The sequence below is a fragment of the Serratia sp. S4 genome, from assembly GCF_000347995.1.
GTDB classification, from domain to species: Bacteria; Pseudomonadota; Gammaproteobacteria; order Enterobacterales; family Enterobacteriaceae; genus Serratia; species Serratia quinivorans.
The window spans coordinates 4,145,974-4,160,726 of sequence record NZ_KB661120.1 but is presented as its reverse complement, the minus strand read 5'-3'; the positions used below and the strand labels follow the sequence as shown (position 1 = coordinate 4,160,726).

General features: G+C 54.4%; 12 protein-coding genes. 11 read left to right on the top strand and 1 reads right to left on the bottom strand.

Features of this window, described 5'->3' with window-relative positions:
- The first annotated feature begins 128 nt into the window (after nucleotides 1-128).
- From fabZ to SERS4_RS0120065, 7 genes are all read left to right on the top strand, one after another.
- The gene (fabZ, locus tag SERS4_RS0120095) at nucleotides 129-584 is read left to right on the top strand and encodes a 3-hydroxyacyl-ACP dehydratase FabZ (protein ID WP_017893789.1); all 456 of its coding nucleotides are present in this window, start codon (nucleotides 129-131) and stop codon (nucleotides 582-584) included.
- A 3-nt stretch (nucleotides 585-587) separates the two neighbouring features.
- On the top strand, nucleotides 588-1,376 hold the full coding sequence (gene lpxA, locus SERS4_RS0120090; protein WP_012146483.1) for an acyl-ACP--UDP-N-acetylglucosamine O-acyltransferase: 789 nt from the start codon (nucleotides 588-590) through the stop codon (nucleotides 1,374-1,376).
- 3 nt (nucleotides 1,377-1,379) lie between these two features.
- Nucleotides 1,380-2,528, top strand: a complete 1,149-nt coding sequence (gene lpxB / locus SERS4_RS0120085; protein WP_017893788.1) for a lipid-A-disaccharide synthase — start codon at nucleotides 1,380-1,382, stop codon at nucleotides 2,526-2,528.
- A complete protein-coding gene (gene rnhB / locus SERS4_RS0120080; protein WP_012146481.1) occupies nucleotides 2,525-3,118 on the top strand; it encodes a ribonuclease HII in 594 nt (197 codons plus the stop codon). Before lpxB ends, rnhB begins: the two co-directional genes overlap by 4 nt.
- Before the next feature lie 69 nt (nucleotides 3,119-3,187).
- Entirely contained in the window at nucleotides 3,188-6,676 is a 3,489-nt protein-coding gene (dnaE, locus tag SERS4_RS0120075; protein WP_017893787.1) for a DNA polymerase III subunit alpha, read from the top strand.
- A 12-nt stretch (nucleotides 6,677-6,688) separates the two neighbouring features.
- Complete coding sequence (accA, locus tag SERS4_RS0120070; RefSeq protein WP_012146479.1) at nucleotides 6,689-7,648, top strand: acetyl-CoA carboxylase carboxyl transferase subunit alpha; 960 nt, start codon at nucleotides 6,689-6,691, stop codon at nucleotides 7,646-7,648.
- A 138-nt stretch (nucleotides 7,649-7,786) separates the two neighbouring features.
- Nucleotides 7,787-9,931, top strand: coding sequence for a lysine decarboxylase LdcC (locus tag SERS4_RS0120065; RefSeq protein WP_012146478.1), 2,145 nt, complete (start codon nucleotides 7,787-7,789; stop codon nucleotides 9,929-9,931).
- Here the strand turns inward: SERS4_RS0120065 and SERS4_RS0120060 are convergent.
- Complete coding sequence (locus tag SERS4_RS0120060) at nucleotides 9,928-10,473, bottom strand: MarR family winged helix-turn-helix transcriptional regulator (RefSeq protein WP_017893786.1); 546 nt, start codon at nucleotides 10,471-10,473, stop codon at nucleotides 9,928-9,930. The two genes, SERS4_RS0120065 and SERS4_RS0120060, sit on opposite strands and share 4 nt — an antisense overlap.
- Nucleotides 10,474-10,623: 150 nt before the next feature.
- On the opposite strand from SERS4_RS0120060, the gene SERS4_RS0120055 reads away from it, so the two are divergent.
- The 4 genes from SERS4_RS0120055 (at nucleotide 10,624) to cadB (ending at nucleotide 14,720) form a co-directional block, all read left to right on the top strand.
- Nucleotides 10,624-10,857 carry a thioredoxin family protein gene (locus tag SERS4_RS0120055; RefSeq protein ID WP_012146476.1) on the top strand — a complete coding sequence of 78 codons (234 nt, stop codon included), beginning with the start codon at nucleotides 10,624-10,626 and terminating at the stop codon, nucleotides 10,855-10,857.
- A 120-nt stretch (nucleotides 10,858-10,977) separates the two neighbouring features.
- Nucleotides 10,978-11,367: a VOC family protein gene (locus SERS4_RS0120050; protein WP_017893785.1), complete on the top strand. Its 390-nt coding sequence runs from the start codon at nucleotides 10,978-10,980 to the stop codon at nucleotides 11,365-11,367.
- Nucleotides 11,368-11,455: 88 nt separating this feature from the next.
- Nucleotides 11,456-13,012, top strand: a complete 1,557-nt coding sequence (gene cadC, locus SERS4_RS0120045) for a lysine decarboxylation/transport transcriptional activator CadC (RefSeq protein WP_017893784.1) — start codon at nucleotides 11,456-11,458, stop codon at nucleotides 13,010-13,012.
- Between the two features lie 358 nt (nucleotides 13,013-13,370).
- Nucleotides 13,371-14,720, top strand: coding sequence for a cadaverine/lysine antiporter (cadB, locus tag SERS4_RS0120040; protein WP_012146473.1), 1,350 nt, complete (start codon nucleotides 13,371-13,373; stop codon nucleotides 14,718-14,720).
- Nucleotides 14,721-14,753 lie beyond the last annotated feature (33 nt).

Below are 14,753 nucleotides of genomic sequence, written 5' to 3'. Positions count from 1 at the left end.
AACGCGTTGGTCATGAGACCAAAAGCGCAAAGAGTTGTTAATTTGCGGCCTGCATGACTTCCTCCTTATTGGGGGCAGCGCAGGCCGTGTTGTTGATGCCATCAGTTTTTAGAGACAGGAAGAGTATTTTGACTACTGACACTCATACTCTGGATATTGCAGAAATTTTAGAGTTGCTTCCTCACCGTTACCCGTTCTTGCTGGTTGATCGCGTCCTCGAGTTTGAGGAGCACAAATTCCTGCGTGCGGTGAAGAACGTATCTGTAAATGAGCCGTTTTTCCAGGGACACTTCCCTGGTAAGCCGATTTTTCCAGGCGTATTGATTCTGGAAGCCATGGCGCAGGCCACCGGTATTCTGGCGTTTAAAAGCGTCGGCAAACTGGAGCCGGGCGAGTTGTATTACTTTGCCGGTATCGACGAAGCTCGCTTCAAACGCCCGGTAGTGCCTGGTGATCAAATGATCATGGAAGTCACCTTTGAGAAAACTCGTCGTGGTTTGACGCGCTTTAAAGGCGTGGCGACCGTCGACGGCAAAATTGTCTGCGAAGCAACCATGATGTGTGCGCGCAGCCGGGAGGCCTAATCCGTGATCGACAAAACCGCCTTTATCCATCCTAGCGCGATTATTGAAGAAGGCGCCGTTATCGGCGCTGGTGCGCACATCGGTCCCTTCTGCTACGTCGGCTCCCAGGTGGAAATCGGCGAAGGCACGGTACTGAAGTCCCACATTGTGGTGAATGGCTTGACCAAAATCGGCCGCGATAATCAGATCTATCAGTTCGCCTCTATTGGCGAAGTGAATCAGGATCTGAAATACGCGGGTGAACCGACGCGTGTCGAGATTGGCGATCGCAACCGCATCCGCGAAAGCGTCACCATTCATCGCGGTACGGCGCAGGGCACCGGTTTGACCAAAGTAGGTAATGACAACCTGCTGATGGTTAACGTGCATGTCGCGCACGACTGCGTGGTGGGTAACTCCTGTATCCTGGCAAACAACGCCACGCTGGCCGGCCATGTGGAAATTGACGATCATGCCATTATCGGTGGTATGACGGCTATTCATCAGTTCTGCATTATCGGGACTCACGTGATGGTTGGCGGTTGTTCCGGCGTTGCCCAGGACGTGCCACCTTTTGTCATTGCGCAGGGTAACCACGCCACGCCATTTGGTGTTAACGCCGTTGGCCTGAAGCGTCGTGGTTTTGATAAAGATGAAATGCAGGCTATTCGTAACGCCTACAAAATTCTTTATCGCAGCGAGAAAACGCTGGATGAAGCGAAAACAGAAATCGAAGCCCTGGCGAAAGAACAGCCAGTGGTGCAGCAGTTCCTTGATTTCTTCGGTCGTTCCACCCGCGGTATTATTCGCTGACCTATGCAAAATCGCCCATTGACCATCGGATTGGTCGCCGGAGAAACTTCCGGTGATATTCTTGGCGCTGGTTTAATCCGCGCGCTCAAGGCGCAGATCCCCGACGCGCATTTTGTTGGCGTCGCCGGCCCGCTGATGCAGGCCGAAGGCTGCGAAACCTGGTACGAAATGGAAGAGCTGGCGGTAATGGGCGTGGTCGAGGTGCTTGAGCGCCTGCCACGCCTGTTAAAGATCCGCAAGGATCTTACCCGCCGGTTCAGCGATCTCGCGCCTGACGTGTTTGTGGGTATCGACGCGCCGGACTTCAATATCACCCTGGAAGGTCGCCTGAAACAGCGCGGCATCCGCACTATTCACTATGTCAGCCCCTCCGTTTGGGCCTGGCGTCAAAAGCGCGTTTTCAAAATAGGCAAAGCCACCGATCTGGTGTTGGCGTTTCTCCCTTTCGAAAAAGCGTTTTACGATCGTTTCAACGTTCCCTGTCGGTTTATCGGCCATACCATGGCCGACGCCATGCCGCTGCAACCGGACAAACTGGCTGCGCGCGCTAAACTGGGCATTGCCGCTGATGCGCGTTGTCTGGCCCTGCTACCGGGCAGCCGCGGTGCGGAAGTCGAGATGCTGAGCGCTGATTTTCTGAAGACGGCCCAGTTGCTGCGTACCCGCTATCCGGAGCTGGAACTGGTGGTGCCGTTGGTTAACGCCAAGCGACGCGAGCAGTTCGAACGCATCAAGGCGGAAGTGGCACCTGAGTTAAGGGTCCATTTGCTCAATGGCCAGGGCCGTGAGGCGATGATCGCCAGCGACGCAGCTTTACTGGCCTCAGGGACGGCGGCGCTGGAGTGCATGCTGGCCAAATGCCCGATGGTGGTGGGTTACCGCATGAAGCCCTTTACCTTCTGGATAGCGCAGAGGTTGGTGAAGACTCCCTATGTCTCACTGCCCAACCTGTTGGCCGGTCGAGAGATCGTCACCGAACTGTTGCAGCACGACTGCGTGCCGGACAAGTTGGCGGCATCGGTCATGCCGTTGCTGGAAGACAGTCCGCAAACCGACGAACTGAAACAGACTTTCCTTACCCTGCACCAAAGCATCCGTTGTGGTGCCGATGAACAGGCCGCTCAGGCTGTGTTGGAGCTGGCAAAAGCATGATTGAACCCTTCATTTATCCTGTCGCCACGCTGATTGCCGGCGTGGACGAAGTCGGCCGTGGCCCTTTGGTCGGGGCGGTAGTGACCGCCGCAGTGATCCTCGATCCTGCGCGGCCAATCGTTGGGCTGGCGGACTCGAAAAAACTCAGTGAAAAGCGCCGCCTGGCGCTGTATGACGAAATCGTCGAAAAGGCACTTTCCTGGAGTCTGGGGCGAGCCGAGCCGGACGAGATCGATCAACTGAATATTCTGCATGCCACCATGCTGGCGATGCAGCGAGCGGTTGCCGGATTGCATATCGCGCCGGACATGGTATTGATCGACGGTAACCGTTGTCCTAAATTACCGATGCGTTCGCAGGCGGTGGTGAAGGGCGATAGCCGCGTGGCAGAAATCAGCGCCGCGTCCATTCTGGCGAAGGTAACGCGTGATCGCGAAATGACCGAGTTGGATCGGGAATTCCCGGACTACGGCTTTGCGCAGCATAAAGGCTACCCAACCGCTTTCCATCTGGAGCGGCTGGCCGCGCTGGGTGCGACCGAGCATCATCGCCGCAGCTTTGCCCCGGTTAGAAGGGTGCTGGCGCTGTAATCTGCCGGCCCTAGCGATAGAGTTAACCCGGGTTCAGTTCGCTGAACCCCTAGATTCAGGTATCTGGATATGGCCGAACCTCGTTTTATTCACCTGCGCGTTCATAGCGACTACTCCATGATTGATGGATTAGCCAAGATCGGACCGTTGGTGAAAAGAGCCGCCGCGTTAGCCATGCCCGCTTTGGCAATTACCGACTTTACCAACCTGTGTGGCCTGGTGAAGTTTTATGGCAGCGCGCACGGCGCCGGGATCAAACCGATCATCGGCGCGGATTTTCATGTGCAAAGTGAAGTGCTGGGCGACGAGCTGGCGCAGCTCACCGTACTGGCCGCCAATAATGAAGGTTACCAAAACCTGACGCTGCTGATTTCCCGCGCCTATCAGCGTGGTTACGGCGCTGCCGGCCCGATCATCGATCGCGACTGGCTGATTGAGCACCGTGAAGGGCTTATCCTGCTCTCTGGCGCCCGTCAGGGCGACGTCGGCAAGTTTCTGCTGCGCGGCAACCAGCCGCAGGTGGAGCAGTGCCTGGAGTTCTATCAGCAGTACTTCCCCGACAGTTACTATCTCGAACTGATCCGTACCGGTCGGCCGGACGAAGAAAACTACCTGCATGCGGCGGTAGCCCTGGCGACCGAACGTGGGCTGCCGGTAGTGGCCACCAACGATGTGCGTTTTCTGGTCGCAGATGACTTTGACGCCCACGAGATCCGCGTTGCCATCCACGACGGTTTCACGCTCGATGATCCCAAGCGCCCGCGTAACTACACCTCGCAGCAATACATGCGTGACGAAGACGAGATGTGTGAGCTGTTTGCCGATATCCCGGAGGCGTTGCTCAACAGCGTAGAGATCGCCAAGCGTTGTAACGTGACTATTCGCCTTGGCGAATACTTCCTGCCGCAGTTCCCAACCGGTGATATGACTACCGAGGACTTCCTGGTCCTTAAGTCGAAGGAAGGGCTGGAAGATCGACTGGAGTTCCTGTTCCCGGATCCGGAGGTGCGTGCCCAGCGCCGCCCTGAATACGACGAACGTCTGGATATTGAGCTGAAAGTAATCAACCAGATGGGCTTCCCGGGCTACTTCCTGATCGTGATGGAGTTTATCCAGTGGTCGAAAGACAACAACGTGCCGGTCGGGCCAGGCCGTGGTTCTGGTGCCGGTTCACTGGTGGCTTACGCGCTGAAAATCACCGATCTTGATCCGCTGGAATTTGACCTGCTTTTCGAACGTTTCCTTAATCCGGAACGTGTTTCGATGCCCGACTTCGACGTCGACTTCTGCATGGAAAAACGCGATCTGGTGATTGATCACGTGGCGGAGATGTACGGCCGTGAGGCGGTATCCCAGATCATTACCTTCGGTACCATGGCTGCGAAAGCGGTTATTCGCGACGTGGGCCGCGTGCTGGGTCATCCGTACGGCTTCGTCGATCGTATCTCCAAGCTGGTGCCACCCGATCCGGGTATGACGCTGGAGAAAGCCTTTGCCGCCGAGCCGCAGTTACCGGAAATTTACGAGGCTGATGAGGAAGTCAAAGCGCTGATCGACATGGCGCGCAAGCTGGAAGGGGTGACGCGTAACGCCGGTAAGCACGCCGGTGGTGTGGTGATCGCACCGACCAAAATCACTGACTTCGCCCCCTTGTACTGCGATGCGGAAGGCCAGCATCCGGTAACCCAGTTTGACAAGAACGATGTGGAATACGCCGGGCTGGTGAAGTTCGACTTCCTCGGTCTGCGTACCCTGACCATCATCGACTGGGCGTTGGCGATGATCAACGCCCGCCGCGCGAAGACCGGGCTGGAACCGATCGATATCGCCGCTATCCCGCTCGAAGACAAGAAAAGCTTCGACATGCTGCAGCGTTCGGAGACCACTGCGGTCTTCCAGCTTGAATCGCGCGGCATGAAAGACTTGATCAAACGTCTGAAGCCCGACTGCTTCGAAGATATGATCGCACTGGTGGCGCTGTTCCGCCCTGGGCCGTTGCAGTCCGGCATGGTAGATAACTTTATCGACCGTAAGCACGGTCGTGAAGAGATCTCTTACCCGGATATTCAGTGGCAGCATGAGTCGCTCAAGCCGGTGCTGGAACCTACCTACGGCATCATCCTGTACCAGGAACAGGTAATGCAGATTGCCCAGGTGCTGGCCGGCTATTCGCTGGGCGGCGCGGACATGTTGCGTCGTGCGATGGGTAAAAAGAACCCGGTCGAGATGGCCAAGCAGCGTGGCGGTTTCGAAGATGGGGCAAAATCACGCGGTATCGACGGTGAACTGTCGGTAAAAATCTTTGACCTGGTGGAGAAATTCGCCGGTTACGGCTTCAACAAATCGCACTCCGCTGCCTATGCGCTGGTGTCATACCAGACATTGTGGCTGAAGGCGCACTATCCAGCCGAGTTTATGGCGGCGGTAATGACCGCCGATATGGACAACACCGATAAGGTGGTCGGGTTGGTGGATGAATGTTGGCGTATGGGCCTGAAAATCCTGCCGCCGGACATCAACAGCGGTCAGTACCATTTCCACGTTAACGATGAAGGCGAGATCGTTTACGGCATCGGCGCTATCAAGGGCGTCGGGGAAGGGCCGATTGAAGCCATTCTTGAAGCGCGCAACAGTGGTGAGCAGGGCTACTTCAAAGACTTGTTCGATCTGTGTGCTCGCTCTGATATCAAAAAACTGAACCGCCGCATTCTGGAAAAGCTGATCATGTCCGGGGCATTCGACCGCCTTGGGCCGCACCGCGCCGCGCTGATGAACTCATTACCCGATGCGTTGAAAGCGGCCGATCAGCATGCCAAAGCCGAAGCGATCGGCCAGGTGGACATGTTTGGCGTACTGGCCGAAGCGCCGGAGCAGGTGGAGCAATCCTACGCCAACGTGCCCCTCTGGCAGGAGCAGGTGGTGCTGGACGGTGAACGGGAAACGCTGGGGTTGTACCTTACTGGCCACCCGATCACCCAGTACCTGAAGGAAATCGAACGCTATGCCGGTGGCCAGCGTTTGAAAGATATGCACCCGACGGATCGGGGCAAGATGACGACCGCCGTTGGGCTGGTGATCGCCTCACGGGTTATGGTCACCAAGCGGGGTAATCGCATCGGAATTTGTACGCTGGATGACCGTTCAGGCCGTCTGGAAGTGATGTTATTCACCGATGCGTTAGAAAAATACCAGCATTTATTGGAAAAAGACCGTATCCTGATCGCCAGTGGACAGGTCAGCTTTGATGACTTTAGCGGTGGGCTTAAAATGACCGCCCGCGAGCTAATGGACATCAGCGAAGCCCGTGAAAAATACGCTCGCGGACTTGCTATCTCGCTGACGGACAGGCAAATTGATGACCAGCTTTTGAACCGTCTCCGTCAGTCTTTGGAACCCCATCGCTCGGGGACGATTCCAGTGCATCTTTACTATCAACGGGAAGATGCGCGGGCCAAGCTGCGTTTTGGCGCAACCTGGCGCGTGACGCCCACCGACCGCTTATTGATAGATTTGCGGACTTTGGTAGGTAATGAGCAGGTGGAACTGGAATTTGACTAAAATAGGAATGCTATGAGTCTGAATTTTCTTGATTTTGAACAGCCGATTGCAGAGCTGGAAGCGAAAATTGACTCGCTGACTGCAGTCAGCCGTCAAGACGAAAAATTAGATATTAATCTGGACGAAGAGGTTCAGCGCCTTCGTGAAAAGAGCGTTGAGCTGACGCGCAAGATTTTTTCCGATCTTGGGGCTTGGCAAGTTGCTCAATTGGCACGCCACCCACGCCGTCCTTATACCCTGGATTATATCAAACACATCTTCACCGACTTCGAAGAACTGGCTGGCGATCGCGCCTATGCCGATGATAAAGCGATTGTCGGTGGTATTGCGCGTCTGGATGGTCGCCCGGTGATGATCATCGGTCACCAGAAAGGCCGCGAAACCAAAGAGAAAATCCGCCGTAACTTCGGCATGCCGGCACCGGAAGGCTATCGCAAAGCGCTGCGCCTGATGGAAATGGCTTCTCGCTTCAAGCTGCCGTTGATCACTTTCATCGACACCCCAGGGGCATACCCGGGCGTGGGCGCGGAAGAACGCGGCCAGTCAGAAGCGATTGCCCATAACCTGCGTGAAATGTCTCGCCTGAATATCCCGGTTGTCTGCACCGTGATCGGCGAAGGCGGTTCTGGCGGTGCATTGGCCATCGGCGTTGGCGACAAAGTGAATATGCTGCAGTACAGCACCTATTCGGTGATTTCACCGGAAGGCTGTGCATCCATTCTGTGGAAGAGTGCTGATAAGGCACCTCTGGCTGCAGAAGCGATGGGCATTACTGCACCGCGTCTGAAAGAGCTTAAGCTGATCGATTCGGTGATCCCGGAGCCTTTGGGCTCTGCTCACCGTGACGTTCCTGCGATGGCTGCGACGCTGAAAGCACAGTTGCTGGCTGACCTGAAAGACCTCGATGGCCTGAACAACGAAGAGTTGCGCAACCGTCGTTACCAGCGCCTGATGAACTACGGCTACTGCTGAGTTTTGTTATGCGTTACAAGAAACCGCCTTCATTTGGGCGGTTTTTTTTTGGCTGATGAAAAGGGGGGCTTTGGGGTACACAGCACGGTTTTTTCATGTTGTTATAGACGTTTGGTGGTTAACTGACAGGAGCAGCCGTTGAATATCATCGCGATCATGAGCCCAGCGGGCGTTTATTACAAAGACGAGCCGATCCGCGAACTTCACACCGCACTGGCTGCAATGGATTTCCAACTGGTCTATCCGAAAAACAGCGGCGATCTGTTAAAACTGGTCGAAGCCAACGCGCGCATTTGTGGGGTGATTTTTGACTGGGACGACTACAGTCTGGAGCTGTGCAGCGATATCAATGAGTTGAATGAATATCTGCCGTTGTATGCCTTCATCAACACGCATTCCACCTTCGACGTCAGCCTGCATGAAATGCGCATGGCGCTGTATTTCTTTGAGTATGCTCTGAATGCGGCGGATGATATTGCACAGCGTATTCAGCAGTACACCGCCGAATACATAGATACCATTACGCCTCCTTTGACCAAGGCGCTGTTCAACTATGTGCGCGAAGGGAAATACACTTTCTGTACTCCAGGCCATATGGCCGGCACTGCCTTTCAGAAAAGCCCGGTCGGCTGTCTGTTTTACGACTTTTTTGGTGCCAACACGCTAAAAGCAGATGTCTCGATCTCTGTGACAGAACTGGGATCGCTGCTGGATCACACCGGCCCACATCTGGAAGCCGAGGAGTATATTGCCCGTACCTTTAACGCCGAGCAGAGTTATCTGGTGACCAACGGCACCTCCACCGCCAACAAGATAGTCGGAATGTATTCGGCGCCGACCGGTAGCACGGTATTGATTGACCGCAACTGCCATAAATCCTTATGCCATTTGCTGATGATGAGCGATATCGTGCCTATCTACCTGCGTCCGCTGCGTAATGCCTATGGCATTCTCGGCGGTATTCCGCAGCATGAATTTACTCGCGAGAGCATTGCCGGCCGGGTCGCGGCAACGGCTAACGCCAGTTGGCCGGTACATGCGGTGATCACCAACTCCACTTATGACGGTTTGTTGTACAACACCGACTACATCAAACAGACGCTGGACGTACCCTCAATTCACTTTGATTCGGCCTGGGTGCCCTATACCAACTTCCATCCCATTTACGACGGCAAGAGCGGTATGAGCGGCGAGCGCACGCCCGGCAAGGTTATCTACGAAACCCAGTCTACGCACAAGCTGCTGGCGGCGTTTTCGCAGGCCTCAATGATTCACATTAAGGGTGACTACGACGAAAGCACCTTTAACGAAGCCTATATGATGCACACCACCACCTCGCCGAATTACGGCATCGTAGCATCGATGGAGACTGCCGCAGCCATGCTGCGCGGCAATCCGGGGCGGCGATTGATAAATCGCTCGGTGGAGCGCGCACTGCATTTCCGCCGTGAGGTGCAGCGGCTGCGAGAGGAGAGCGATAGCTGGTTCTTCGACATCTGGCAGCCGGAGGAGATCGACGAGGCGCAGTGTTGGCCGCTGAACCCGGATGATAATTGGCACGGTTTCGGCAACACCGACAGCAACCACATGTACCTCGATCCGATCAAGGTCACTATCCTGACGCCGGGCATGAATGAACTGGGCATGCTGGAAGAGAGCGGGATACCGGCGGCGCTGGTGGCGAAGTATCTGGACGAACGCGGTATCGTAGTGGAAAAAACCGGGCCTTATAACCTGTTATTCCTGTTCAGCATCGGCATCGATAAAACCAAGGCGATGAGTCTGCTGCGCGGTTTGACCGATTTTAAACGCGCTTACGATCTCAACCTGCGGGTGAAGAACATGCTGCCGGATCTGTTCGCGGAAGATCCGGATTTCTACCGCAATATGCGCATTCAGGATCTGGCGGCCGGGATCCACAGTTTAATCTGTCGGCACGACCTGCCGGGGCTGATGCAACGGGCGTTTGACGTGCTGCCTGAAATGAAACTGACGCCGCACCAGATGTTCCAGCAACAGGTGCGCGGCAACGTAGAAACCTGCGAGTTGGATCAGTTGGTCGGCAAGGTGGCGGCTAACATGATCCTGCCTTATCCGCCAGGGGTTCCGCTGGTGATGCCGGGCGAGATGATCACCGAAGAGAGCCGTGCAGTGCTGGATTTCCTGCTGATGCTGTGCTCGATCGGCGAGCGTTACCCGGGCTTTGAAACCGATATCCACGGCGCGAAACTGACCGAAGACGGGCGTTATCTGGTGAAGGTGCTGAAAATGCCGCTGGCTTAAGCAAATTCCCGGCAAATCAGGTTCACGCTGCTTGCCGGCAACGGTTCCTGCGTCAGGCCGCAAAATGGTTGGCCATCCTGCCGTTGGTGATAGCGGCAGCGATGGCATTCGCCGAATAACGCCACGTTATCATCCTGCTTTTGCAACTGGCGCAACAACTGCGTCAGCAGTTCCACTAGCTGTCCGCCGTCTCGCTGCATGGCATCCTGCGCATCCTGTAAATAGGCCGGTGGGAACAGGGCATCCATCAATACGCGTGATTTGTCGGTCAGCTTTAGCCTGACGCTGCGGCGGTCCTTCTCGTCCGCAGTGCGGGCAATCATTCCGTTACTTTCCAGCTTTTTCAGCGATTGCGATACCGTGCCCTTGGTCAGGCCAAGATATTCCGCCACCGCCATTGGCGTGTTGGAGTAATGGTTGCAGCGCGCCAGATAGTACAACGCACTCAATTGCACCGGGGGCAGGCTTTCCAGCTCTTCATGGCTACGCAGCCAGCTGCGTTGCAGGCTATTCAGCCGTTCCAGTAAATCAAAAAGTCTCAATATGGGATCCTCGCTAGCGTGGGAAAATAGTATCGATTAAAAACTATATTGACAAGGCGTGACGGAGGATTTATTGTGCATTTAGTTTCGAATCGAAACTAAATGTGCGAATTAATTTCGCCCACACAGTCAGAACCAAGGAGAATTATCATGACTAAGGCCGTTTTCTATCATGCCGGTTGCCCGGTTTGCGTGAGCGCAGAGCAGCAGTTGTTGGGCCTGTTGAGCCAGGATGTGCAAGTGGATGTCGTTCATCTGGGTGAAAAACCGGCGCGTATCGCCGAAGCAGAAAAAGCCGGGGTACAGAGCGTACCGGCGCTGGTGGTGGATGGGCAGGTACTGCACATCAACTACGGTGCTGCGCTGGCGGATCTTAAAGCCTGATCTGCCGTTGCGTTGCTGATTTCTGAATGACGGCCCCGTCTTATATGCGGGGCTTTTTGTCGTTGACGTCGCCACTGCTGCCGGATAACGTGCCTCATCACATCGATAATGAGACACACTATGTTGGCACTCCGTCAGATACACCACATTGCCGTCATTGGTTCAGACTATGCGGCCAGTAAGCATTTTTATTGCGATATTCTGGGTTTCACCTTACTCGGCGAGTTTTACCGCGAAGAACGTGACTCCTGGAAGGCCGATTTGGCACTCAACGGCCAATACAGCATCGAACTGTTTTCCTTCCCGTCCCCCCCGGCTCGTGTCAGTCGTCCGGAAGCCTGTGGCCTGCGCCATCTGGCATTCAGCGTCGAGGACATCGAGCAGGCCATCCAGCATTTGCAGGCTGCCGGCGTAGTTTGCGAGCCGGTACGCATCGATCCTTATACCCAGTCACGCTTCACTTTTTTCAGCGATCCCGATGGCTTGCCTCTAGAATTATATGAGGTATGAATGCTTAATCGGGGCATATCGACGCAGGTCGGGCGCTCATATGGTATTATCCCGCGCTTGCCGCACCCCCTTTTGAGTTATTTTCACTATGCAAGAACCCGTTTTTCGCGTTGGTGAGTGGTTGGTTACTCCCGCAGACAACAAAATAAGCCGTGATGGGCGCCAACTGGCGTTGGAGCCGCGCTTAATCGATATGCTGCAATATTTCGCCCGGCACCCGGATGTGGTGCTGAGTCGCGATGAGCTGATCGATAACGTTTGGAAGCGCAACATTGTCACCAACCATGTGGTGACTCAGAGTATTTCCGAACTGCGCAAATACCTGAAGGACGGTGACAGCAACAGCCCGGAATATATCATTACCGTGCCCAAGCGCGGCTATAAGCTGGCTGCGCCAGTGATGTGGTGTGAAGGGGAAGAGACAAGCATACCTGCGCTACCGCGGGTGGCGGTCATCACCCATGAGCCGGAAGATGGCAGTGAAGACGATGACGTTGATTATCAACCGCCAAAACCCAGCCAGGCAAAAACATCGCCGGCAAAGTCGAAGGTGGCTTTTTATCGACAATCGCCGTTCTGGGTGTGGCTGGCTTTCCTGGCGGCATTGAGCGCCTGCGTGGTGTTTGTGGCCATTGCAACTTTGTCGCGTCGCATACCGGAATCCACCATGCCGGTGCTGATGAACCCGCGGGATATTGATATCCGCATTCAGGGGGGCAACAGCTGCAGTAACTGGACGCCGCAACTTTCCTATGTCGTCGGCCTGAGCGAAGTAGTCACGGACTCGCTAAACACCTATTCCACTTTCCTGGTGCACGATCAAACCAACTATAACTACACCGGGCCAAGCAGTTCGGGTAAATCGCTGACCATTGAGTTCGTCAACCAGCGCCATTATCGTGCGCAGCAATGTTTCCTGTCGGTACGGCTGGTGGACAATGCGGACAGCTCGATCATGCTGGATAAGCGCTACTTCGTTACTACAGACAATCAACTGAAAATTCAGGAGGACTTCCTGAGTAGCCTGTCTTTGGCCCTCAATCAGCCGTGGCCGGCCCCTTTGCAGCAACGGTTGATGAAACTCTTGCCAAACTCAGGCCCGGAACTGCAGCAGTATTACCAGGCACATCAGTTATTGATCCAGGGGGATATCGATTCTTTGACCCATGCCAGTAGCATGTTGGGTGATATGGTGAAATCGTCTCCGGACTTTATTTATATTGCGGCCGAAAAAGCGCTGGCAGACTTACTGCGTAATTCTTATCAACCTTTTGATACTGTGCAGTTGGCGCAACTGGATACGGAGATAGCTCGCCTGGATGCGCTGCCCACTTTAAAAGACAGCCCCATAATTCAGCAAATTCATACAATACGGGCACTGGGAGAGGGGAAAACCGATGAGGCTTATCAGGCGATAAATAAAGGCATCGAGCTGCAGATGTCATGGATGAATTATGTGTTGCTCGGCAAAGTTTATGAAATGCAGGGCTACAATCGCTTGGCTGCAGATTCCTATATCACGGCATTTAACCTGCGTCCGGGCGAGAATACCTTGCACTGGATCCGCAATGCTGTCTTCCATACCTCAATAAACACCGTAGTTCCCTACCTCGAAAACTACAATCCGGATAAACAACCCAATTAAGCCACGCCGCCGAGTCAGATAGTTGACCGGCGGTGTTATTTATTGTGTTTTATTTGTTAAGCCCCATTAACTTATTAGTTGATTTGTTTCTCTCTTCTATTTTCATTTGTTAGTGAAAATAACAACGCTACCTTAATGTTTTTATTGATTGTTTATCTTTTCTTGAGCACGTGTTTATCTCTTGATGTGTTAATGAAAAACCTCAATTTATCATTTGTATGATCATGAGCGTAATATCACTTTATCTTTAGGACTTTATTCCCGCCAATCATTAGCATCCTGACTATCAAGTCCGGTCATAAGCAAATTTGCATAACGGCCAAGACTTATAAGAAATCAAAATCAGGAGAAACTGACCATGGGTTCATCCAAGAAAATAGGGCTTATTGCCTGCACCGGTGTGGTTGCCGGTAATATGATGGGGAGCGGTATTGCCTTATTACCCGCGAACCTGGCAAGCCTCGGTTCTATCGCCATCTGGGGATGGGTAATCTCTATTATTGGCGCGATGTCACTGGCTTATGTCTATGCGCGTCTGGCCACCAAAAACCCTCAGCAGGGTGGTCCTATTGCTTACGCGGGTGAAATTTCCCCGGCGTTTGGTTTCCAGACCGGTGTGCTTTATTACCATGCGAACTGGATCGGTAATTTGGCCATCGGCATTACCGCAGTTTCTTATCTCTCTACCTTCTTCCCTGCATTGAATAATCCGGTACCGGCAGGTATTGCCTGTATCGCCATCGTCTGGATATTCACCTTTGTTAACCTGCTTGGCGGGACCTGGGTCAGCCGCTTGACCACCCTCGGCCTGGTGCTGGTGCTAATCCCGGTGATTGTCACCGCGACTGCGGGCTGGCATTGGTTCGACGCTGCAACCTACCACGCTAACTGGAACACTTCCGGTACCACCGACAGCCATGCGGTAATCAAAAGTATTCTGCTGTGCCTGTGGGCGTTCATCGGCGTAGAGTCTGCTGCCGTGAGCACCGGCATGGTGAAAAACCCGAAACGTACCGTACCGCTGGCAACCATGCTGGGTACCGCGCTGGCCGGGATTATCTACATTGCGGCCACTCAGGTGATGAGCGGTATGTTCCCGGCTAGCCAAATGGCTGCCAGCGGTGCACCGTTCGCCGTCAGCGCCTCCGCCATTATGGGTAACTGGGCTGCACCACTGGTCTCTGCCTTCACCGCCTTTGCCTGCCTGACTTCACTGGGTTCGTGGATGATGCTGGTTGGCCAGGCCGGGGTTCGTGCCGCCAACGACGGTAACTTCCCGAAAGTTTATGGTGAAGTCGATAAAAACGGCGTGCCGAAAAAAGGCCTGCTGCTGGCAAGCTGCAAAATGACCGCGCTGATGGTGCTGATTACCGCCATGAGCTCCGGCGGCGGTAAAGCTTCCGACCTGTTCGGCATGCTGACCGGTATTGCGGTGCTGCTGACCATGTTGCCTTACTTCTACTCTTGCGTAGACCTGATCCGCTTCGAAGGCGTCAATATCCGTAACCTGTTGAGCCTGATTGCCTCGGTTCTGGGTTGTGGCTTCTGCTTCATCGCACTGATGGGTGCCGAATCGTTCGAACTGGCCGGTACCTTCATCATCAGCCTGATCATCCTGATGTTCTACGCCCGCAAAATGAATACCCGTCAGACAGCGAAAGCCAATGCTGTAGCCATCGACGACAGCTCGACGGCCAAAGCGCACTAAGCACGTACTGACCCACTTCTTAATTCAGCCCCT

Coding starts and splice junctions, on each gene's coding strand:
- cadB (WP_012146473.1), top strand. CDS start 13,371: ATGGGTTCATCCAAGAAAATAGGGCTTATTGCCTGCACCGGTGTGGTT.
- rnhB (WP_012146481.1), top strand. CDS start 2,525: ATGATTGAACCCTTCATTTATCCTGTCGCCACGCTGATTGCCGGCGTG.
- accA (WP_012146479.1), top strand. CDS start 6,689: ATGAGTCTGAATTTTCTTGATTTTGAACAGCCGATTGCAGAGCTGGAA.
- lpxB (WP_017893788.1), top strand. CDS start 1,380: ATGCAAAATCGCCCATTGACCATCGGATTGGTCGCCGGAGAAACTTCC.
- cadC (WP_017893784.1), top strand. CDS start 11,456: ATGCAAGAACCCGTTTTTCGCGTTGGTGAGTGGTTGGTTACTCCCGCA.
- SERS4_RS0120050 (WP_017893785.1), top strand. CDS start 10,978: ATGTTGGCACTCCGTCAGATACACCACATTGCCGTCATTGGTTCAGAC.
- dnaE (WP_017893787.1), top strand. CDS start 3,188: ATGGCCGAACCTCGTTTTATTCACCTGCGCGTTCATAGCGACTACTCC.
- SERS4_RS0120055 (WP_012146476.1), top strand. CDS start 10,624: ATGACTAAGGCCGTTTTCTATCATGCCGGTTGCCCGGTTTGCGTGAGC.